This window comes from Cyanobium sp. BA20m-p-22 (assembly GCF_024346275.1).
Lineage (GTDB): Bacteria > Cyanobacteriota > Cyanobacteriia > PCC-6307 > Cyanobiaceae > Cyanobium_A.
In genome coordinates this window covers 1-20,902 of sequence record NZ_JAGQCQ010000023.1, presented here as the reverse complement: position 1 = coordinate 20,902, position 20,902 = coordinate 1, and the positions used below count along the sequence as shown (strand labels likewise).

22 protein-coding genes are annotated in these 20,902 nt (G+C 64.5%); 18 read left to right on the top strand and 4 right to left on the bottom strand.

The window, feature by feature from the left end:
• Window positions 1–344 precede the first annotated feature (344 nt).
• Complete coding sequence (locus tag KBZ15_RS03710) at window positions 345–653, top strand: hypothetical protein (RefSeq protein ID WP_255013461.1); 309 nt, start codon at window positions 345–347, stop codon at window positions 651–653.
• 127 nt (window positions 654–780) lie between these two features.
• A complete protein-coding gene (locus tag KBZ15_RS03705; protein ID WP_255013459.1) occupies window positions 781–1,305 on the top strand; it encodes a DUF302 domain-containing protein in 525 nt (174 codons plus the stop codon).
• A 16-nt stretch (window positions 1,306–1,321) separates the two neighbouring features.
• Here the strand turns inward: KBZ15_RS03705 and galE are convergent, their stop codons facing one another.
• Entirely contained in the window at window positions 1,322–2,341 is a 1,020-nt protein-coding gene (gene galE, locus KBZ15_RS03700; protein ID WP_255013457.1) for a UDP-glucose 4-epimerase GalE, read from the bottom strand.
• Between the two features lie 442 nt (window positions 2,342–2,783).
• Between galE and KBZ15_RS03695 the strand changes: the two genes are divergently transcribed.
• The 5 genes from KBZ15_RS03695 to KBZ15_RS03675 are packed head-to-tail and all read left to right on the top strand — an operon-like array spanning window position 2,784 to window position 5,079.
• The gene (locus KBZ15_RS03695) at window positions 2,784–3,125 is read left to right on the top strand and encodes an ArsR/SmtB family transcription factor (RefSeq protein WP_396123395.1); all 342 of its coding nucleotides are present in this window, start codon (window positions 2,784–2,786) and stop codon (window positions 3,123–3,125) included.
• Between the two features lie 23 nt (window positions 3,126–3,148).
• Window positions 3,149–3,637: a MotA/TolQ/ExbB proton channel family protein gene (locus tag KBZ15_RS03690; protein WP_255013455.1), complete on the top strand. Its 489-nt coding sequence runs from the start codon at window positions 3,149–3,151 to the stop codon at window positions 3,635–3,637.
• Window positions 3,634–4,020: a hypothetical protein gene (locus tag KBZ15_RS03685; RefSeq protein ID WP_255013454.1), complete on the top strand. Its 387-nt coding sequence runs from the start codon at window positions 3,634–3,636 to the stop codon at window positions 4,018–4,020. Before KBZ15_RS03690 ends, KBZ15_RS03685 begins: the two co-directional genes overlap by 4 nt.
• A complete protein-coding gene (locus KBZ15_RS03680) occupies window positions 4,017–4,382 on the top strand; it encodes a hypothetical protein (RefSeq protein ID WP_255013453.1) in 366 nt (121 codons plus the stop codon). The genes KBZ15_RS03685 and KBZ15_RS03680 overlap by 4 nt, the downstream gene beginning before the upstream one ends.
• A complete protein-coding gene (locus KBZ15_RS03675) occupies window positions 4,342–5,079 on the top strand; it encodes a hypothetical protein (protein WP_255013451.1) in 738 nt (245 codons plus the stop codon). The genes KBZ15_RS03680 and KBZ15_RS03675 overlap by 41 nt, the downstream gene beginning before the upstream one ends.
• Before the next feature lie 35 nt (window positions 5,080–5,114).
• Here KBZ15_RS03675 and KBZ15_RS03670 read toward each other — a convergent pair whose 3' ends face one another.
• Window positions 5,115–6,722 carry an NCS2 family permease gene (locus tag KBZ15_RS03670; protein WP_255013449.1) on the bottom strand — a complete coding sequence of 536 codons (1,608 nt, stop codon included), beginning with the start codon at window positions 6,720–6,722 and terminating at the stop codon, window positions 5,115–5,117.
• 125 nt (window positions 6,723–6,847) lie between these two features.
• Here KBZ15_RS03670 and KBZ15_RS03665 point away from each other — a divergent pair, with 125 nt between their 5' ends.
• The 7 genes from KBZ15_RS03665 (at window position 6,848) to KBZ15_RS18500 (ending at window position 11,977) form a co-directional block, all read left to right on the top strand.
• Window positions 6,848–7,483, top strand: a complete 636-nt coding sequence (locus KBZ15_RS03665) for a Crp/Fnr family transcriptional regulator (RefSeq protein WP_255013447.1) — start codon at window positions 6,848–6,850, stop codon at window positions 7,481–7,483.
• A gap of 36 nt (window positions 7,484–7,519) precedes the next feature.
• On the top strand, window positions 7,520–8,212 hold the full coding sequence (locus KBZ15_RS03660; protein ID WP_197150181.1) for a response regulator transcription factor: 693 nt from the start codon (window positions 7,520–7,522) through the stop codon (window positions 8,210–8,212).
• A gap of 7 nt (window positions 8,213–8,219) precedes the next feature.
• The gene (locus tag KBZ15_RS03655) at window positions 8,220–9,350 is read left to right on the top strand and encodes a cell wall metabolism sensor histidine kinase WalK (RefSeq protein WP_255013445.1); all 1,131 of its coding nucleotides are present in this window, start codon (window positions 8,220–8,222) and stop codon (window positions 9,348–9,350) included.
• 126 nt (window positions 9,351–9,476) lie between these two features.
• On the top strand, window positions 9,477–9,695 hold the full coding sequence (locus tag KBZ15_RS03650; protein WP_197150178.1) for a hypothetical protein: 219 nt from the start codon (window positions 9,477–9,479) through the stop codon (window positions 9,693–9,695).
• A gap of 41 nt (window positions 9,696–9,736) precedes the next feature.
• Window positions 9,737–10,414, top strand: a complete 678-nt coding sequence (locus KBZ15_RS03645; protein ID WP_255013443.1) for a Coq4 family protein — start codon at window positions 9,737–9,739, stop codon at window positions 10,412–10,414.
• Window positions 10,415–10,508: 94 nt separating this feature from the next.
• Window positions 10,509–11,489 carry a cysteine synthase A gene (gene cysK / locus KBZ15_RS03640; protein WP_255013441.1) on the top strand — a complete coding sequence of 327 codons (981 nt, stop codon included), beginning with the start codon at window positions 10,509–10,511 and terminating at the stop codon, window positions 11,487–11,489.
• A 26-nt stretch (window positions 11,490–11,515) separates the two neighbouring features.
• On the top strand, window positions 11,516–11,977 hold the full coding sequence (locus KBZ15_RS18500) for a CAAD domain-containing protein (RefSeq protein ID WP_255013438.1): 462 nt from the start codon (window positions 11,516–11,518) through the stop codon (window positions 11,975–11,977).
• A 15-nt stretch (window positions 11,978–11,992) separates the two neighbouring features.
• Here the strand turns inward: KBZ15_RS18500 and KBZ15_RS03630 are convergent, their stop codons facing one another.
• A complete protein-coding gene (locus tag KBZ15_RS03630; protein WP_255013436.1) occupies window positions 11,993–13,960 on the bottom strand; it encodes a cation:proton antiporter in 1,968 nt (655 codons plus the stop codon).
• A gap of 61 nt (window positions 13,961–14,021) precedes the next feature.
• Between KBZ15_RS03630 and KBZ15_RS03625 the strand changes: the two genes are divergently transcribed.
• Window positions 14,022–16,808, top strand: coding sequence for a cation-transporting P-type ATPase (locus KBZ15_RS03625; RefSeq protein ID WP_255013435.1), 2,787 nt, complete (start codon window positions 14,022–14,024; stop codon window positions 16,806–16,808).
• 4 nt (window positions 16,809–16,812) lie between these two features.
• Here the strand turns inward: KBZ15_RS03625 and KBZ15_RS03620 are convergent, their stop codons facing one another.
• The gene (locus KBZ15_RS03620; protein ID WP_255013432.1) at window positions 16,813–18,294 is read right to left on the bottom strand and encodes an ammonium transporter; all 1,482 of its coding nucleotides are present in this window, start codon (window positions 18,292–18,294) and stop codon (window positions 16,813–16,815) included.
• A 382-nt stretch (window positions 18,295–18,676) separates the two neighbouring features.
• On the opposite strand from KBZ15_RS03620, the gene KBZ15_RS03615 reads away from it, so the two are divergent.
• Genes KBZ15_RS03615 through KBZ15_RS03605 form a run of 3 tightly spaced genes read left to right on the top strand, consistent with a single transcriptional unit; the run spans window position 18,677 to window position 20,871 of the window.
• Window positions 18,677–19,018, top strand: a complete 342-nt coding sequence (locus tag KBZ15_RS03615; protein WP_255013429.1) for a P-II family nitrogen regulator — start codon at window positions 18,677–18,679, stop codon at window positions 19,016–19,018.
• Window positions 19,015–20,289, top strand: a complete 1,275-nt coding sequence (locus tag KBZ15_RS03610) for a glutathione S-transferase family protein (RefSeq protein WP_255013426.1) — start codon at window positions 19,015–19,017, stop codon at window positions 20,287–20,289. The genes KBZ15_RS03615 and KBZ15_RS03610 overlap by 4 nt, the downstream gene beginning before the upstream one ends.
• Window positions 20,290–20,295: 6 nt before the next feature.
• Window positions 20,296–20,871 carry a DUF2808 domain-containing protein gene (locus KBZ15_RS03605; protein ID WP_254931145.1) on the top strand — a complete coding sequence of 192 codons (576 nt, stop codon included), beginning with the start codon at window positions 20,296–20,298 and terminating at the stop codon, window positions 20,869–20,871.
• The last annotated feature ends 31 nt before the right edge of the window (window positions 20,872–20,902 follow it).

Below are 20,902 nucleotides of genomic sequence, written 5' to 3'. Positions count from 1 at the left end.
GTAACGACAAAGACGCGGGCATGACAAAGCTCCAGAGCTGAACCGGAGCCCTGTTGTCGCGCGTTGAGACCCGCCTATGTAGTTGCGCGGACCCGCCTACCTAATTGTCGCCGTGCAGTGATCGGAGTGGTTCCCTTCACAGCCCGTGCTGGCCTTGCCAGTCGGACTTGCCACGCCCCGTAATAACACGGTTCAAAGCTCAATTTATACGCTTTGCCTTAATACTGCCTTGTTTTAGGCACTGCTTGCACCGCCTGCGAATCAATGTGTGGCAAGTTGCCGCATTAGGCGCAGCCAAGCCGATTTGCATTTTGAGCCCCTCGCCGCCGCCTCTCCCCCAGCCCATGCTGAAGGCTCCAGGGGCTCGTCAGATCGAAAAGTTGACAGGCTGGACCCCAGCTGAGCACGTGCAGAATCCAGATCTCTTTGATGGCGCCATCCTTGCTGCGGATCGCGCCTGTGTGGCAACGGCGCGCCATGCAGGCGGATCGGCAGCCCGCATTTGGAATTCATTGATGGTTTGTGCCGAGACCATGCTTGCTAGCATGAGCCACATGGATGACGTTAAAGTGATTGTTGCAGGTGAGAGCTATGAAATGCTTCACTATGCAGCCCACGGGCAAGGCAAAGCAGGTTCAGGCCTCGTCCAATAATTCAGCTATAATGGAGGTTGCTGAAGCCGCCTACAAGCAATGAAATAAATTATCCATAGATACCGCTCATCTTCTTTGATCCATGGCGGATATATTGGCATCGCCTTTGTTCATGTATTGCTGCTGATTGCTGCGATTGTCATCCTGTTCCGGCCGCTCAGAGTTCGTTGCGTCTGAGGGTGTCCCCGGTCTCTTGTCATTGCTTGCGGTTGTTTTTCTGATGCCAGATCCCATGAATCCTTTTTTTGTTGTTGATTCGCTTAAATCTTTTGGGGATGCCTGTGTAGATCTTGAACATGCTGTTGTGGCCCATGGTTTTGGGGTCCTGGCTGTGCACGACCTGGCTGAGACTCTGCGCAGCAAAGGCCTCAGCTTCCCTGAGAGCTGCCGGGTGTTCGAGGTGTGCAATCCCCAGCAGGCGGCCAAGGTGCTGGCGGCCGACATGTCCCTCAATATGGCTCTCCCTTGCCGCATATCGGTCTATACCGAAGCCGGGCAAACCCGCATTGGCATGATTAAGCCTGAGCCCATGCTCAGCATGCTCTCGCAGGATCCTGAGCTTTTGGCGGTGGCCAAACAGGTGGAGGCCTCCACCATGGAGATAATCCAGGCAGCGGCCATGATGGGCCCGACCACCATCTCCCCCAGCTGAGGCCAAGGCCATAGCCCTAAGCGGTGACCAAGCGCCCCAGGCCTGGCACTCGCTGGCGTTGTTGCTCCCAGCTGAGTGCATCGCGCACGATTCGCTCCAGATCGGAATAGTGCGGCTGCCAATGCAGCAGTTGACGCGCCTTGGCTGCGTCGGCCACCAGGGCCGGTGGATCGCCCAAGCGCCGGCGGCCGATCTTCACGGTTATCGGCCGTCCGCACACTCGCTCCACGCAATTGAGCACCTCACGCACCGAATAGCCAACTCCAGTGCCTAGATTGAAATCGGTGCTGGCGCCACCGGCAATCAGGTAATCGAGAGCAGCGATATGGGCGGATGCTAGATCCCGCACATGGGTGAAGTCGCGAATGGCACTGCCATCGCGCGTCTCGAAATGATCACCATGAATTATAAACGGTTTTCCTTCCAATGCTGCTTCGATAGCCAGCGGAATCAGATGGGTTTCATGTTGACGGCATTCGCCGCAGCCATTTTGTGGATCTGCTCCTGCGGCGTTGAAGGAGCGCAGGATCACCGCTGGGAAGCGGTAGCGCTGGGCCAGATCTTCAAGCATCCACTCCATTGCTAGCTTGCTACGGCCGTACGGATTAATTGGCGTTCGGGTGCTGAGCTCCGCAATTGGCAAGGCTGGTGGTATGCCAAACACCGCGCAGCTGGATGAGACAATAACTGCCGGAGGCGATTGGGGTCGATAGGCTATTGCTTCCTCGAGTAGTCCTAGGGCGTCGACCGTATTGATCCGGTAGTAGTGATTTGGCTGCTCATTTGATTCACCCATGTTGGCGAGAGCTGCGAAATGCAGAATCGCATCGACCCGGTATGCCTTCAGCACGGATCGCAGCAGCGAACGATCGGACAGATCCCCCAGGACCAGCGGCACGTTGTGTTGTAACACCAGCTGGCTAAAGCCGTGGCTGAGGTTGTCGAATACGACTGGCTGGTATCCAGCCAGTTTTAGGGGTGCAAGCACCGAGGACCCCAGGTAGCCAGCGCCACCCGTCACGAGCACGATGGTCATCAGTGGATGCCCCCACTCTTACGGACGCCTAATTGACTCCATGCTGGGAGGATTAATTTAGTGGTTGCGCCATTATGGCTATTGCTGGCTAGGTAGATCAATATTTGGCTCCCCATGGGCTTGGTTTTCTTTGGCTCGTCGTCTTTGAACAGTTGATCTGTAATACGCATAAATTAAGTGGTTGATCCACCAAATCCTATGGATTTCTTTTGCCCTTGTAATCTTTTATGCGATCAAGCTGCCAATCTGCTGCGCGCCACAGCAGTTTGCTGCGTGCGGCAATTCATCGGTAGAGATGTTATATGAATCTCTAGGGCTGAGGGAAGGTGTATGCAGATGAAACCTTGCCCCCTTTTGATCGGCCCTGAGTAGCCGGCCCGGTGTGTCTAACCAATTAACTTTCTAACCAATTAACTTTGATCTGTTTGCCAGGCCCGCTCCCGTGCCCGTCGCCCCCTCCCCGCACTACATGCCCCTGGCGGCTGGCCAGGCCCGCCAGTTGCTCAAGGCCCTGGCCGATCCGATCCGCATCCAGGTGGTTGAGGCCCTTGGCGGTGGCGAGCGCTGTGTCTGTGAGCTCACGGCCGAGCTTGGGCTGGCCCAGTCGAAGTTGTCCTTCCATCTCAAGGTGATGAAGGAGGCTGGCCTGATCGAGGCCCGCGAGGAGGGCCGGTGGACCTATTACCAGCTCCAGCCCGAGCTGCTTGGCCAGCTGGGTGCATGGTTGGCCTCCTTGGCATGTCAAGCAAGCCGGATACCGGCATTGACATGCGGGAGTTCATAGCCTCCCGATGATTTGTTTGCTCTATGGCATCTGCCCTCTCCCTGGGGAAGGCCTGCGGGCCGGTTGCCCTGCCCCTGCTGGTGCTGTCGTTGGCCGTTTTCACCATCGGCTTTGATCGATGCGCCTTTTGGTGGCGGTGGTGGCGCCGTGGCCGGCGCCCCTGGCGGGAGTTCGGCGCCGCGATGGCCCAGGCGCCTTCGCCTGAGGCGCGCCGCGCTGTGCTCGAAACCTGGGAAAGGCAGATGGCCTGGGGTGAACCCCTGCTGCAGGCGGCCGTGGTGCTGGCGCCCCTGCTGGGCCTAATTGGAACCACGGCAGGGCTGATGGCCGTGCTGAGGCAACTGGGCCCCCAGTTGCTGTTGCCGGCCAACGCACCCCTGGCCGGCTACGGCGATGTGTTGCTGCCCACCCTGCTGGGATTGCAACTCACCTTTGTGGCGTTGGCCCTGTTGCTGCTCAACCAGGGCCTGCGCCAGTGGCAGCTGGGCCTTGGCGCAAGCATTCAGCCATGAAGTCGCCAGTGCTGGAGGCCAACTGGCTGACGCTGCTGCTGGTGCCCCTGGCGGCCTGCACCATCACGGTGCTGTTTGCCGTTGCGGCCCTGCCGGCCCTGCTGCTTGCGCCCGACCCCACGCCTGCTGCCGAATCCGTTGGGGCCCCCGGCGAGACCCTGGCTTTGGCCCTCACAGGCCAGGGCAGCTGGATCCTCAACGGCATGCCCCTGACCTCAACCATGGTTGCCCGGGTCCTGAGGGCTCGGCCGCGCAGCGTTGTCGCCCTGCGCTTCCAGCCCTCTGGAGCCTTGAGCGCTGCCCAGGTGGCAGGCTCCCTGGCCTGGTTGAAGCAGCACTCAACCCTGCCGGTTCGGTTTGAGGCGCCGCCGGTGGCTCGATGAACAGGCCCCTACTGCTCCAGGCCCTGGCCCATGGGCTGCTGGCTACTGCCCTCTGCGGCCTGGCCCTTGGCCTGGTGCTGCTGCCCCAGCAACGGCGGCTGCAGCGTTCCCTGGCTGAGGGGGTGATCAGTCTCAATGTCGCCGCCGACGGCCAGTTGAGGCTGCTGAACCAACCCATCGCCGCCGCCGAGCTCCCCGGCCTGCTGGCCGAGCAGGTCCGGCGGCGCAGGCCGGTCCGCCTGCGGCTCGTGCCCGATCCCGATACCCCCTGGGCTGAGGTGCGTCGTCTCCTCAGCCAGCTCGACTCCTTGCCCCTCTTCCTTGAAATCCAGCTTCCTGCCCCTGCCGCCGCGGCTGGCTGACCCCCGGGTCCGTCGCTGGGGTACCGCCCTTCTGGCTGCCTTGGCCCTGCAGCTGCCGATCCTGCTGGCCCTGCAGGCTGGCTGGCCGGAGGCCCGCCGGCCTCGCCGCCCTGCGCGGGTCGATGACACCCCGATCCTGTTGAGCTGGAGTCGCCCTGCCCCGTCAGCTACACCGGCGGCCTCCCTGAACACCATTCCCCTGCAGGGCCTCCTGGCCCTGCCGCCGCCGCCGCCCGCCGCCCTTGTCCCGCCGCCGACCAGCACGCAGGCGGCTCCTGCGACCCAGTCCTCTTCTCGGTACTCCTCCCAGCCCTCACCTCTGCCCTCCTTCCCGCCCTCCCCCCTGCCCCGCCAGCCCGGTGAAGCCTTCCTGCTGGCCAGGCAGGTGGCCGCGGGGGGCCAGCCCGGTGAGGCTTCCGCCGGCTTGGTCGCGGTGCAGCGGCGCCAGTGGTGGTTGCTTCCGGGCCAGGAGAAGGCCCTGCTCTCGATCTGGGCTGCTGCCAAGGAGCAGCCCCTGCCGGCTGGCCTGGGTTCCCAGCCCCAGGGGATTGAGATTCGCAGTGTGGCTCCCGCGGCCGCCGAGCCCCTGGCCCTCGGCGACTTGCACGGCCGCTCGATTCGCCTTGGCAACGAGCTCTGGCTGCTGTGGCGCCAGGGCTCGATCCTCTGGATCCTGCGGGGGGGCCAGGCCCCATAGGCCGGCGCCGGCTGGGGATCGTCACAGGCTCTAGATCAGTGGGGGCGCAGGCGTCCGGCCAGGGCGGCCAGCAGAAACACCGCCGCCATCAGCAGGTAGCCCACCGCCCAGAGCGAGCCCACTCCCCAGCCCACCTGCAGCACCGTGTCTGCCTGGGTGAACCGCCAGGCATGGATGACGCCAAACCAGGAAAAGCCTGCCGCCACGGCCGCAGCCAGGCTTGCAGCCAAAAAGCGCTGCTCAATCACGTAGACGAGCATGGCCGCCAACAGCATGGCGGTGATGATCTGGCCCTGTTCGAGGGCAAAGGCGCCCGCCGCCCACACGTCCGCCTGGCGCAGGGGCTCCAGCAGGGCAGGCCCGAACGGCTGGAGCCCACTGCCGGCCCCGCCGGCCCTCAGCCCAGCCTTGAGCAGCAGGGCTCCCCAGCCGGCCAGACCCGGCAGCAGGCCCAGGGCCACCGCGGGAGCATGGGCACTGGGTGTGGCCTGGAACGCCTGGGCGGCGATCACCAGGCCGATGTAGAGCACGATCGCCATGCCCGCCTCAATTGGCACCAGCTGGGACACCACGCCAAATAGGCCCAGCAGGCAGGCGATGGCCATCACCACCCCGTTCAGCCAGGAGTAGCCGATGCGGGCGCCCATGGCTTTCCAGCCCGGATGGCCGATGTAGATCGTGGTCGGAAAACACGAACCCAGCGCGGCCGCCGCAATCGTGCCGATGCCGTTGATCAGCATGGAGCTGCGCACGGGATAGCGATCTCCGGCGGCCTCGGCGCTTTCGATGTTCTGGAGCGAGCCGAGCAGGTTGAAGAGCCCCATCGGCACGATCACCCCAAGCCAGGGCACCAGTTGGCCGCGGGCCTGCCACAGGGCCCCCAGCTCCAGATGGGGAAGCTGCAGGCCCACCTGGGCCACCTGGTTGCTCCAGGTCTGGGGATCGAGCTTGATCAGGCCTGTCCCCCAGGCCAGCGCCATGCCCACCAGCACAGCCAGCAGCCCACCTGGGATCGGCAACTGCAACCGGCCGTAATAGGTGGCCAGAATTACCGCCAGCACCGTGAGCCCCACCACCGGTTGGGCATAGGTGCGCAACAGAAAACCCAGGGCGATGTAGCCCAGTGCAATCCCCGCCAGGGTGGAGAGCAGGGCGGCTCTGGGTAGCCACCGCCTGAGCAGTTGGGCGCAGAAGGCACCACTGGCCTCGATCAGACCCGAGCCCAGGCAGGCCACCAGGCCCGCCTGCCAGGAAAGTTGCACGGCAGCGGCCTCATCCAGCCCCGCCGCCAGGGCCGCCAACTTCACCGGCAACATCACCAGGAACACATAGGCAAACAGGCTCACCGTGTTGATGCCGTAGGGGAGGGCAGTGCGGTCGCTGCGGCCCTCCAGGCGGGCCAGCCGGTAGGCCTGCACGGCGTAGGCCCCATTCCCCACCAGCAGGCTGATGCCGGTGGCGGGCAAAATTGTGCCGAGGAGCAGGGTGTCTGGATAGCCGAGTACGCCGCGGCATAAACCCAGGATCAACAGGATCTGGATCAGGTTGTCCAGCCCCAGGCCCAGGAAACCGTCCAGGTCTCCAGCCACAAACCAACGGGGTGCGCTGACACTTGCGGTGCCAGTTGGCAGGGAATTACTCATGGCCACCAGATTGGCAGGTGCGGTCCGCCGGGCCCTAACCGACCCTTAAACACGGGACTACCGGGCCTTTGCCTGGTGGGGCGGGGCGTTCCATAGCGTTCTGGAAATCCTGGGACTCGCTCGCGATGGTGTTTACGCCTTCCCTCCAGCCGGGTCGCAGCGACAGTGTCCGCGAGCTGCTCGAGGCCAGCTACGAGAAACGCAGCCTGGTGCACCTCGCCGCGGGCAGCCAGGTGCCCCTGCTCAAGCGCAGTATCTGGCTGGTGGTGCGCGGGATGGTCAAGCTCAATGCGATCACCATCCACGGCGACGAGCTCCTGCTTGGCCTGGCCGGCCCCAACGAACCCTTTGGCGATCCCCTCACCAACGTGGATGCCTATTCGGCAACAACGCTGGTGAGTACGGATCTGCTCTGCGTGAGCTGTGAGGAAATCCAGCGCTCTCCCCACCTGGCCATGGGGCTGCTCCAGGGCATGGCGGCCCGCTACCGCCAGTCCGAGGCCCTGCTTGCCCTGCTGGGCCTGCGGCGAATTGAGGAGCGGGTGCGCGGTTTCCTCGAGTTGCTCACCAACGACTACGGCCAACCCTGTGAGGAGGGGCTGCGGCTCGACATCAAACTCACCCACCAGGAGCTCGCCAGTGCGCTCAGCACCACCCGGGTCACCGTGACCCGCATCCTGGGCACCCTGCGCGAGGAGGGCTGGCTCCACATCGATTGCCAGAGGCGTCTGGTGGTGCGTCACCTTCCCAAGCGTCGATAACCCCGGCTTTTGCGCCGGGCCGGTGAGAATGGGGCCATGCAGCCTTCCTTGCTCGTCGTCGAAGACGACGAAACGATTCGCGAGACAATTTGTGAGGCCCTTGAACTGGAGGGTTTCGTTGTGCGGCCCTGCGCCAACGGTCGCGATGCCCTTCAGCTCCTGCAGCGGCCCGCCGATGTCAAGGGGTTCGATCTGGTGGTGCTCGATCTGATGCTGCCCGGGCTGGGGGGCCTGGATATTTGCCGCCAGCTGCGCCAGCACAGCAACCAGACCCCCATCCTGGTGGTGAGCGCCCGCGACACGGAAACCGATCGGGTGCTGGGCCTGGAGGTGGGTGCTGACGACTACCTGGTCAAGCCCTTTGGCATGCGGGAGCTGGTGGCCCGTTGTCGGGCCCTGCTGCGCCGCTCCACCAGCCATATCGCCCGAGATCGGGTGCTGGAGCATGCCAACCTCCGCCTCTTCCAGGAGGAGTGCCGGGTCACCCGGGATGGCCTGGAGGTGAATCTCTCCCCGAAGGAATACCGCCTGCTGGAGCTGTTCATGCTCAACCCCAGGCGGGTCTGGAGCCGCGACCAGCTGCTGGAGCAACTCTGGGGAATTGATTACTTCGGCGACAGCAAAACCGTCGACGTCCACATTCGCTGGTTGCGCGAAAAGCTTGAAGCCAGCCCCTCGGCTCCGGTGCACCTGGTGACGGTGCGGGGCTTTGGCTATCGCTTTGGCTAGTTTTGATTTGGCTAGTTTTCTGCTGGCCTTCGGGCTCGGGGCGGCCCTGGGCTGTTTGGCTTGCCTGCTGATTCTTCTCTGGCGCCAACGCGGTGGGCTGAGCCGGCGATTGCCCCGGGCTAGGCAGCTGCTGAGCTGGCTGGATTCCTCAGCTACCGGCTGGATCCTGCTGGATCAGGCTGGCAACATCGGCCACATCAACCCCAGGGCGGAGGAGCTGCTCCAACTCGATGCTGGCAGGCTGCTGGTGGGGCAGCCCTTCGTTGAAATCTGTGACGACCCCGCCCTGGTCGGCAGCATCAGGATCGCCCGCCGCCAGGACAGGCCCCAGCGACTGGAATGGCACACCGGCAGCCACGACCTCGACGTGATGGTGGTTCCCGGCCGGGTTGGCTGGCTCGGGGTGCAGCTGCAGAGCCGTCGTTCCCTCGATGCCCAGCTGCAACAGCAGGAGCGCTGGGTGAGCGATGTGGCCCATGAGCTCAAAACACCGCTCACGGCCCTGTTGCTGGTTGGCGACAGCCTGGCCGGCCAGGTCACCAGCCAGAACGTGCGACTGGTGGAGCGCTTACAGCGGGAATTGCTGCGGCTCCAGGAGCTGGTTGGCGATCTGCTCGAACTTTCGCGCCTGGAGAACAGCCTGCCGGGTACGGCCCAGCGCACTGGCCTGGTGGACCTGCCCTCCCTGGTGCAGCAGGTGTGGGCCAACCTGCGCCCCCTGGCCGACCCGCGCGGAATCCGGCTCGAGTTGCAGGCGCCGGCCCAGCTGCAACTGCGCGGTGACAGTTCCCGGCTACATCGGGCCCTGCTCAACTTGCTGGACAATGCCCTTCGCTATAGCCCCGATGGCGGGGTGGTGCGGGTGAGCATCGACAGTCGCGCTGAATGGTGCCAGTTGGGTGTAACAGACCAGGGCCCGGGCCTCAGCGAAGATGATCTGGCCCATTTGTTTGAACGCTTCTACCGGGGCGATCCCTCCAGGGCACGCAGTCAACGCATCGGCAGTGGCCTGGGCCTGTCGATTGTGCAGCAGATTGCTGCTACCCACGGTGGCCGCATTCAGGCCAGTAATCAGCCCCAAGGCGGTGCCCAGTTGGAACTTATCCTGCCTGGGGTGATTGGTCCAGGCCATTGCTAATTGCAACGGCCTCTCGCCCAACTGGCCCCGCAGAGGTCGATTCCGCATTGACGGGTGGCTAGTTTGATTGTTATTGATTCGAAGATCATGCATTTCTGGGCTCCCGAGATAGATCCATCCCATCCGATGGACTGCACCCAGGCCGAGCGCTATGCACTTAAGCGCCTTGGTGACTGCACATTTGTGGCGATTGCCGGCGAAGATCAGCGCTTGGTGGACGTGGGCAGCACCACAGAGGCCTATCTGTTTCATACCCATGAAGCGGCCCTGCGGGCAGCCAATGAGCTCAATCGGGGCGGTCGCGGGCCCATTGATGTCGTCAAGATTGAGTGGGAGCCGGCCTGAATCAATTCCGGCTTGGCTCCATTCCTCGTGAACTGATGTCCATGTCGCGATTTGGCGAGCTGCTGCGGGCGGCGAATAACTTCAAGCTGCTGGCGGCGATCGGCCGCAGTGGCGGTGAGCTCAGTTCGGTTGCCGATCTGCTCGACAACATGATCGACAGTCCCCAGATGTTGGATTCGGTTCGCCGCTTCCGGGCCGTGCCAGGCGGCGCAGCAATGCTTGAGGGGCGCTACCCCCCGCTCCAACCGGACATTGATGGGTTGATCCAGCTGCCCGAGGGCAGTCTGGGCAGGGTTTATGCCGAGCTGATCCGCCGGCTCAACTACGACCCGGAATTCTTCCGCCCGCGTCCAACCAGCAGCGAGGCCCAGTGGCTCACCCAGCGGGTCGCCACCACCCACGACATCCACCACGTGGTGGCGGGCTTTGGCACCATGCCCGCCGGAGAGAGTGGGGTGCTGGCGATTACCGCCGCCCAGCTCGGTTTTCCGGCCTACGTGCTGCTCACCACGGCCGCCCAACTGGCCAGCTTCCGCTTTCAGACCGACCGTTTTGAGGAGCTCAGCTGCGCCGTGGCCCACGGCATGGCGATCGGCCACCAGGCCCAGTGCCTGCTGGCGGCCCGCTGGGAGGAGGGTTGGGAGCGCCCCGTCAGCGAGTGGCGCCAGCAGCTCGGCATTAGCGACCCCGCCGATGGCCGCCCCTACGGCCTGGTGTGACGGACACCTTCAAACCCAGGTGGTGCCAAACAGCCATTCCTAGGCTGGCCAGCGGACCCGGTCTCCCGGTCTGCCCCATTCCCGCACCGATCGGATGACCAGCATCTATGCCGACAACAGCCTCACCATTGGCAAAACCCCTTTGGTGCAGCTCAACCGGGTGACCCAGGGATGCGGGGCCCGGGTGCTGGCCAAGATCGAGGGCCGCAATCCCGCCTTTTCGGTGAAGTGCCGCATTGGGGCGGCCATGATCTGGCGGGCGGAGCAGGAGGGCCTGCTGGGGCCGGGCAAGGAGCTGGTGGAGCCCACCAGCGGCAACACGGGCATCGCCCTGGCCTTTGTGGCGGCGGCCAAGGGCATTCCGCTCACCCTCACCATGCCTGAAACCATGAGCCTGGAGCGGCGCAAGTTGCTCACGGCCTATGGCGCCAAGCTGGTGCTCACCGAAGGGCGCATGGGTATGGGCGGTGCGATCGGTGCCGCCAAGGAGATGGCAGCCGCAGATCCCGACCGCTACGTGCTGCTGCAGCAGTTCTCCAATCCAGCCAACCCCCAGATCCACCACGACACCACCGGCCCGGAAATCTGGAGCGACACCGACGGCCAGGTGGATGTGCTGGTGGCGGGCGTGGGCACCGGTGGCACCATCACCGGCGTCAGCCGCTACATCAAGGAAACCCTGGGCAAGTCGTTGCTGGCGGTGGCGGTGGAGCCCAGCAACAGTCCGGTGATCTCCCAGGCCAAGGCCGGCCTGGAGCTCAAGCCCGGACCCCACAAGATCCAGGGCATCGGCGCCGGCTTCGTGCCGGCCAACCTCGATCTCGATCTGGTGGATCGGGTGGAAACCGTCACCGACGCGGAAGCCGTGGCCATGGCCCGCCGTCTGATGAAGGAGGAGGGCATCCTGGCTGGCATCTCCTGCGGCGCCGCCACTACCGCTGCCCTGCGGCTGGCCCGGGAGGATGGTTTTGCTGGTCAGACAATCGTGGTGGTGTTGCCCGATTCCGGTGAGCGTTACCTGAGTTCGGTGTTGTTTGAGGGGGTGTTCAACGAGCAGGGGCTGGCCCCCAGCTGAACTCCGCCTTATAACGACTGTGGCCTGTGTCGCAAGCTGACTTGGTTGAAGTCAATGCCCAGCCTCTCCCAGCGCCCCCCACACCGGAGCTGACGCCAGAGGTTCTGGAGTTGCCAGCTGAGCAGATTCTCGAAGCCATCCCCCAGGCAAGCCCGGCTCCCCTGGCTCCTCCTGCTGCAGAGCCTGGCCTGCCCCTCCAGTTTCTCAACCAGCTGCTGCAAAAGCTCGGCGCCGCCCGGCTCCAGTCGCTCGCGGATCTGTTGCCAGCGGCGCGCCTGCTGCTGCTGGCGGGGCTGGCAGGTATGGCTCTGCGCCTAACAGGCGCCACCCTTGGGGCGATCAACGAGATTCCCTTGCTGGGGGGGCTGCTGGAGCTGGTGGGCCTGGTGGCCGTGCTCAATTTTCTGGCCCGAAATGCCTTTAAGCAGCAGAAGCGAGCTGAGCTGCTCGAGCGCATCCGCAAACTCCGCAACGATCTCCTGGCCTGAACTAACCTGGCAGGCTCAGTGGATCTGATCAGCCTCCCAGTCGCTGGGGCCGATCACAAACAACACGTCCCCCTGTTGGAAGGACAGCTCGCCCGGCGGGTTGCCGATCGTCTCCTCCTGGCGCGTCACCGCCAGCACCGTGATTCCGTGTTGCCTGCGCAGGCCACTGGTGGCAATGGTGCTGCCGAGCAGGGGCGAGCTGGACCCCAGTCGCAGGCTTTGGGTCGCCAGGTTGGGTACCGTCACCCGCAGGTCGTGGACGGTGGTGGCCTCCCTAGCCAGGCCACGGGTCATGCTCCGCCACTCGCCCCGCACATCGCCGATCAGGTTCTTGATGTCTTCCCGGGGTACCAGCATCCGCGCCAGCACCCTGGAGAACACCTCGATCGACACCTCCAGCTCATCGGCGATCACCTCGTCGGCCCCCAGGGCCATCAGGGCCTCCACCTCGCGTAGGTAGCGGCTGCGCACCAGGATGTAGGCGTTGGGGGCGACCCGCCGGCAGAGCTCCACCACCCGCCGGGCTCCGGCTGGATCGTCGATCACCACCACAATGGCCCGGGCCGCTTTGGCCTGCACCAGCTCCAGGATCGGTGGCTGGCTGGCGTCGCCGTAGTGGATCGGTTCCCCCTGGCCCAGAGCTTCCTTAACGATGCCCGCATTCACTTCCACCACCGCGTAGGACACATTGCTGCGGCGGGCGGTGTGGGCCAGGTTGCGGCCCGTGACCCCGAATCCCACGATCAGGATGTGGGCGTTGTAGGTGTGGCTCGATCTGGCCGACTCCTGCAGCCGCCGCGGCTGTTGCAGCCGTTTCAGGGGAGTCTGGCCGAGCCATCTCGCCAGGGCTGGGCCACTCGCTACCAGGAAGGGCGTGGCGATCATGCTGAGCACGGCCACATCCAGCACGGTTTGGAAGATGGTCTGGTTGAGCAGCCCGGCGGCCACTCCTGCCTTGGAGGCCACCAGCGAAAATTCACCCACCTGGCCCAGGGCCACCCCGGCCAGCACGGAATTGCGCAGGGGCAGGCCCACCTGCAGGGAGGCGATCGCTGCCACCAGCGGCTTGATCAGCAGCACGCAGAGTGTCAGCAGGCCGATCTGCCAGGGGTGGCTGAGCAGAAACCCCACATTGAGCAACATGCCGATTGACACGAAGAACAGGCTCATCAGCACGTCCCGGAAGGGCAGCATCACGGCCACGGCCTGATGGGAATAATCCGATTCCGAGAGGATGAAGCCAGCCAGGAAGGCCCCCAGGGCGAGCGATAGGCCCAGCGACTGGGTGAGCACGGCGATGCCCACACAGAGCGTGAACACCCCCAGCAGGAAGGCCTCCGAGCTGCGGGTGCGGGTGATGCTCTCCAGCACAAAGGGCACCAGCCAGCGGTAGGCGCAGAAGCCGAACGCCCCCACTAGGGCCACCTTGGCCAGCAGCAGGCCGATCGCCCCCAGGCCTGAGCCACCGCCAGTGCCCGCCAGCAGCGGCGCCATCAGCATCACCGGCACCACGCCGATGTCCTGATAGATCAGGATCGACAGCACCGAGCGGCCGTGGGGTGTCTCCAGCTCGGCCCGCTCCTGCAGCATGCGCAGCACGATTGCCGTGCTCGAGAGGGCAGCCACAAAACCCAGATAGATCGCCTGCTGGGGGCTAAGGCCCGTGGGTAGCAGCAGGGCGGCCACCACGGCGGCGGTGCCGAAGAACTGCAAACTGCCGCCCACCGAGAAGTAGCGCTTCAGCCGGGTCAGGTCGGCGATGGAGATCTCCAGGCCGATCACGAACAGCAGCAGCACCACGCCGATCTCGGCCAGCAGCTCGATCTCGTGCACGTTGCGTACTAGGCCCAGCAGTTCCGGCCCGGCCAGCACGCCGCCCACCAGTAGGCCGATCGCCGAAGGCAGTTGCAGCCGGTGGCACACCAGGGTTGCCAGCACCGACAGGCCGAAGATCACCACCAGATCGATCAGCAGGCTCAGCATGGGGGTGGGCGCCTAGGCCGGGCCTGTTCATGATGAAACAGTCCGCGTCACCTCTGGTTCCGTGCTGCTCTCGGCCAGCCAGCCGATCTGGTGCCTTCCCGCCGCCGCGGTGCCGGCGGCGCTGCAGACCACCCCCGAGGGCCTGGGCCAAGGGGAGGCCCAGCGGCGCTTCGAGCGGTTCGGCCCCAACCGCCTGCCGAGCCTGCGCCGCCGTTCCCTGCTGCTGCGCTTCGTTGACCAGCTGGTGCACTTCATGGCCCTGCTGCTCTGGGTGGCCGGCGCCCTGGCATTTGCGGCGGGTACCCCCCAGCTCGGCTGGGCCATCTGGGCGGTGGTGTTGATCAACGGCCTGTTTTCCTTCTGGCAGGACTACCAGGCCGAGCGCACCCTCGAGGCCCTCAAGCGCTCCCTGCCTCGCCAGGTGCGGCTCTGGCGCGATGGCCTGCCCGTCCAACTCTCCGCTGAGCTGTTGGTGCCCGGTGATCGGATCCTGTTGGAGGAGGGGGATCAGGTGCCTGCCGATGCCCGCCTGATCACGGCCGTTGAGCTCAGCCTCGATCTGGCGGTGCTCACCGGTGAATCCCTGCCGGTGGCGCGCCATGCCGATCCGATTGCTGCCGGGGAGCCTGGCAAGGCGGCCGTCATCCCCACCCGTGAGCGCGCCAACCTGGTTCTGGCGGGCACCACCGTGGCCAGTGGGCGCGCCGAGGCCATCGTCTATGCCACCGGCGCCGAAACCGAGTTTGGCCATGTCGCCCACCTCACCGCTGCCACCCCCCGCGGCGTCAGCACCCTGGAGCAGCAGGTGGGGCACATCGTGCGCACCATCACCGCCATCGCCCTGGCGATGGGGGCCATCACCTTCAGCCTCAGCCTGCTGTTTGTGGGGATGGGCCCCATGGAAAGCCTGGTTTTTGCGGTTGGGATCATCGTGGCCAACGTGCCCGAGGGCCTGCTGCCCACCGTCACCCTGGCCCTGGCCATCAACGTCCAGCGCATGGCCAGCCAGAAGGCCCTCGTGCGCAGGCTTTCGGCGGTGGAAACCCTGGGCTCGGTGAGTGTGATCTGCAGCGACAAGACCGGCACCCTCACCTGCAACCGCATGGCGGTGGAGGCCCTGTGGTTGCCCCAGGCCGGGCCTGCCGATGAGACTGGGCTGCTGGCTGAAGCGTGCCTCTGCTCCAACGCTCGCCTGGATCGCAGCGGGGCTGCCGTGCGGGCCCTTGGCGATCCCACCGAGACGGCCATGTTGCTGGCCGCATGGGCCCGCGACCCCAGCATTGAGGCTCTGCAGCGGAGCCAGCCCCGCCGCCGGGAGCTGCCCTTTGATTCCCATCGGCGCCGCATGAGCGTGATCGTGGAGCGCGATGGCGCCCTGCGGCTGATAACCAAGGGGGCCCCCCTCGAGTTGCTGGCCCACTGCTCTCCGCAGGGGCGCGCCGAGGCGATTGCCGCCAACGACGACCTGGCGGCCCGGGGCTACCGGGTGATCGCCGTGGCCCAGCGTTGCCTGGATGGCAGCCTGCTGGCTGCTCCGGCGGATCTGCTGGAGAGGGAGCTCACCCTGGTGGGGCTGATCGGGCTCTATGACCCGCCCCGGCCCGAGGTGCCTGAGGCCATCCGCCAGTGCCACCAGGCCGGCATCAAGGTGACGATGGTGACCGGTGACTATGGCCTCTCGGCCCAGGCCATCGCCCGCCAGATCGGCCTGCTCGATCCCCCAGCTGGCAATGGCGGGCCATCCGCCGCTCCGGGCCAGGCCGATCCAGTGCGGGTGATCCAGGGTGACCATCTCGATCGGATCAGCGATGTGCAGCTGCGCCAGCTGCTCAAATACCGCACCCGCTTGGTGTTTGCCCGCATGGCCCCCGAGCAGAAGCTGCGGCTGGTGCAGGCCTACCGCGCCCTCGGCGAGGTGGTGGCCGTCACCGGCGATGGGGTCAACGATGCGCCGGCGCTGCGGGCCGCCGATGTGGGTGTGGCCATGGGTCTGGAGGGCACCGATGTGGCTCGGGAGGCCGCCGATGTGGTGCTGCTCGACGACAATTTCGCCACGATCGTCACGGCGGTGCGCTACGGCCGCGGTGTGGTGGCCAATATCCGCAAGTTTCTGCCCTACGTGCTGGCCAGCAACGTGGCCGAAATGACGCCCTTTCTGGCCATGGTGACCTTCCAGATCCCGGCGGCCCTGACCGTGCTGCAGATCCTGGCGGTGGACCTGGGCACCGATCTGCTGCCAGCCCTGGGCCTGGGGGCCGAGCCCCCCGAATCGGGCTTGATGCACCAGCCGCCCCGTCGCCGCACGGCAGCGCTGCTGGATCGTCCCCTGATGCTGCGCGCCTATCTGGTGCTTGGGCTAGCGGAAGCGGTGATTGCCATGGGGGGCTACCTGCTCACCTGGAGGATGCACGGGCTTGGCTGGGATGATCTGCGCCGGGCCGCTCCCCTGCTGCTGCATGGTCAGGCCGGCCCGGTGCTCACTTCCATCCAGCACCAGGCATCCAGTGTGGCTTTCACCTGCATCGTGGCCGGCCAGATCGGCGCGGCACTGGCCTGTCGCAGTGAGAGGCGCTCCGCCCTGGCTGATTTGGGGCGGCGGCCATGGCTGAGCAACCCCCTGCTTTTGCTGGGAATGGCGGTGGAGGTTGGTTTTACGGCCTTGCTGCTGGGCTGGCCACCCCTTTCCGGCCTGTTTGCCATGACCCCTTTCGATGCCAGGCTTGGCCCCTTGGTGTTACTGGCGCCCCTGGTGGTGATGCTCGCCGACGACCTGCACAAATTTTCGCCCAAATATTTAGGCACAAAAAAGCCCGCGGCTGGCCGCGGGCTGGGGGAAGGGGTTGGCTGAATCCCTACTTGGCCGCAGCGGCGAAGTCTGGATAGGCCTCCATGCCGTGTTCGCCGATGTCGAGACCCACGATCTCTTCTTCAGAATCGACCCGGATACCGCCAAAGAAGGCGCCGACGATCGACCAGAGAATCAACGATGCAACGATTGATACCACTGCAAAGGTGAGAGAGCCGACGAACTGAATGCCCAGCTGGGAGAAGCCGTGGCCGGTGAACAGGCCCTTGTCGATGTGGAACAGGCCAACCGCCAGGGTTCCCCAGATGCCGCAGCATCCGTGGACTGAAAAGGCGCCTACCGGATCATCGATTTTTAGGCTGTCAATCAACGCCACTGCGAAGACGACGATAATTCCGCCAAGGAAACCCATGACCCAGGCAGAAGTCATCGAGATGGCATCGCAGCCAGCCGTGATGCTGACCAGGCCGCCGAGGATACCGTTGATGGTCATGGTGATGTCAGGCTTGCCAGGCCGCTTGTCAGGGCCGAAACCCGGCAGCTGGGAGGCCAGGGTGGCTGCGATACCGCCACCAGCTGCACCAAGGGTTGTGGTGACAGCGATGTAGGGAACCTCGGGGGCCATCGAAAGCCAGGAGCCGGGGTTGAAGCCATACCAGCCGATCCAGAGGATCAGGCAACCAAGGGTGGCGATGGCCATGTTGTGGCCAGGAATCGCCTGGGGCTTGCCATCGATGAATTTGCCGATCCGGGGGCCAAGGATGATGGCGCCCATCAGCCCTGCCCAGGCACCCATCGAGTGCACCACGGTGGAGCCGGCAAAATCAATGAAACCAAGACGATTTAACCAGCCACCACCGAGGCCTGCATCATCGGGGAAGTTCCACTGCCAGCTACCCATAATGGGGTAAACGAAACCCACCAGAAAGATGGAGAAGATGATGAAAGTAGTGAGCTTAATACGTTCAGCCACCAGGCCTGAAACGATGGTGGCTGCTGTGCCTGCGAAGGCAACTTGGAAGAGGAAGTCAACACTGGGAACCAGGCTGCCATCAGTTACCATCTCAGGGGTAACTGTTGGATCGAAGAAAAGTCCTCCGAACTTTAACCAACCAGGAATCACCCAGTCTGCGTTGTACATCAGCTTGTAGCCGATGAACCAGTAGGCGCTTGCGGCAACTGCAAAGACGAGAAGGTTCTTGAAGAGAATGTTTACGGCATTCTTCTGGCGGCATAGCCCGGCTTCCACCATGGCGAAACCGGCGTTCATGAAGATCACCAGAATCGCGCTAACCAGCAGGAAGAGGTTGTTTGCAAGAAATGCCGGAGTGAGTTCGGGAAGCTCGGCTGCGTGGGCTGAAAGATTGAATACACCCAGGCCAAAAAGGGCCAGGGGCACGCAGGCCAGCCAAACGAGGGAGCGGCTGCTGCTGAATCCGCGAATGCTGCGGAACAACATCATCGGACCTTCGGAGAGGCTGGCCTCGTGGAGGCGTTTGCGCCTCGGAGGGGTGGATGCAATGGTCATGGGCAGTTCAGAAGGACGGCTGCGCAGATGGGGGATGGTCGAAATCCCAACGCTGGGAACAATGAGCTCTTCCAGGGAGATGGGATGTTCGTTTTGTTACCAAATCGCGCCCAGGCAGGGGTTCGGAGCCTCGCCGCAATGATTCCCGCCCGACTGCAAAGTTTTCGAACAAAATCCCCAAAATGTTCGCCATGAGCATTATTTCTGAGCTATGAGTGCGGGAAGCGAAGTTCTGCTTCTTTGTAAGATTGGTTCTTGGGGTTGGGTTTGTCGAATGCGGCCCTTTTGCTGGGCCTGACCCCTTGGGCGGCGTTTGAATCGGTTGCTACAGAAGGGGCGCCTGCTTTTTCGCTAAGAACAAAACGATTGCCACTGGTATCGCGTGAAACAGATTCAAGCTGTCATCCGTCCTGAAAAGCTCGAACCGGTCAAGGATGCCCTGGTAGCCCTTGGCATCAATGGTCTGACCGTTTCATCCGTCCAGGGTTTCGGCAAGCAGATGGGCTACACCGAGGTCTACCGAGGGGTGAAAATTGAGGCGCGCCTGCTGCCCAAGATGATGATCACAACGGTTGTCACCGACTCTGCAGTGGCCGGTGTGCTCGATGCAATTCAGGCCGCTGCCCGCACCGGCGAAGTAGGCGACGGCAAGATCACCGTCACCCCTGTGGAAAATTCCATCCGGATCCGCACCGGCGAAACCGGCGACGCCACCCTGGATTGAGCCCCCCCGCCCCTGCCCTGGCCAAACCAGACGCTGCCTTGAGTTGGGCAGAGCTCCAGATTCTCTCTAGCGACCAGCCGGATCCGGGCTTGGGCCCCACCAACGCCCAAGCCAACCTGCGTCTCTTTGGCCAACCGGAGAATGCCCTGCGGGTCACCCTTTTCCGTGACCACCATGCCTGGTGTCCCTACTGCCAGAAGGTGTGGCTCTGGCTCGAGGAAAAGCAGATCCCCTATCGGATCCGCAAGGTCACCATGTTTTGCTACGGCGAAAAGGAGGCCTGGTTCAAGGGGCTTGTGCCTACAGGCATGCTGCCCGCCCTCCAGCTCGATGGGCGCCTGATTACTGAAAGTGATCGCATCCTTGAGGCTCTGGAGCGGGCCTTCGGCAGCCTGGGGCCGGCCATGGGCGACCCCGAGGTGCTCCAGTTGCGCCAGTTGGAGCGGCTGCTCTTCCGTGCCTGGTGCCAGTGGCTCTGCGCGGCGGGGCTCGGGCCCCGGCAGGAGGCTTCAGCCCAGGCCGCCTTCGGCCAAATGGCCGCTGCCTTCCAGCAGGCCCTTGAGCTGCAGCCTGGCCCCTTCCTGCTGGGGGAGCTCAGCAGCGCCGATCTGGTGTTCGTGCCCTACGTGGAGCGGATGGCGGCAAGCCTGGCTTATTACAAAGGCTTCCTGCTGCGCCGCCAATACCCCGCCATAGACCGTTGGTTTGCCGCGCTGGAGCAGCGCACCACCTACCTCGGCACCCAGAGCGACTTTCACACCCACGCCCACGACCTACCGCCCCAGATGGGCGGCTGCTACGCCAGTGGCTCGGAGGTTCAGCGGCAGCTGGCCGCCCGGATTGATCGGGGCCCCTGGCCGATCGAGGCGCCCGATCCGGAAACCAGCCAGGCCGAACCAGCCCACTCCGCGGCTGTGGCCCTGGGCCGGGTGTTGAAGCACCGCGCTCCGATCCTGGCCAGGAACCCAGCGGGGCCGGCGGGCTTCGATCTGCCCCTGCGAACGGCCCTCACTGCCCTGATCCGGGGCGGGGTACTTCCCCCGCCGCCCGGCAGTGCCGCTTCTCTGCGCTACCTGCGGGATCGAATCAGTGTGCCCCGCGACATGCCCCTCCATGCGGCCCGCCGCTTACGCCAGGCTCTGGAGGCCACCGCGGCCCTGGATCCCCAGGATGGCGCGCTCCAGGGGCCAGCCATTCCCGTGGCCCACCGGCGCGACCAGGATCCCCAGCCATTTCTGCAGACCCCACCTAGGGTTTTGCCACTCGCCTGATCGTCGGTGCCGCTCTCTCCTCTCCGCCGGATCGCCCCCGGCTGGGCCCTGTCGGCTTGCCTGGGTGCCACCTGCCTGGCCCCCGCAGCTCTGGCCCCCGCGGCTGTGGCAATGGAACTGCGGGGCACCACCTACTTCACCAGGCCCCCCTGGAATGTGGACCTGGTGAGTTACTACACCACCGTTTGGCAAAGCCGCGCCGAGTACTACTTCACCATCAGCCTCGATCCCGAGGCCGGGGCCTCCCTCGGTGGCCTGACCATTCAGCAGACCCGCGGCGTGGACACCCGGTTTCCTTTTTTTGTCGAGCGCACCTCGGCGTTTCTGGGGCGGCCCCGCCGCCAGGGTGCCCGGGTGCCAGTCGAGGCCAGCTTTGAAAGTGATGCGCGCCGCTTCACACTCCGATTCCCCGAGCCGGTTTCACCTGGGCAAACCGTCACCGTGGTGTTGAAGCCCTGGAACAATCCGGCCAGCTCAGACACCTATATGTTCCAGGTGACCGCCTTCCCAGCCGGCCCTAACCCCTCGCCAGCACCGGTGGGATTTGGCACCCTGCGCATCTACGACCCCGATTGGCCCTGAGCCATCGTCTGCCCTATGGCAAGTTGGCGCT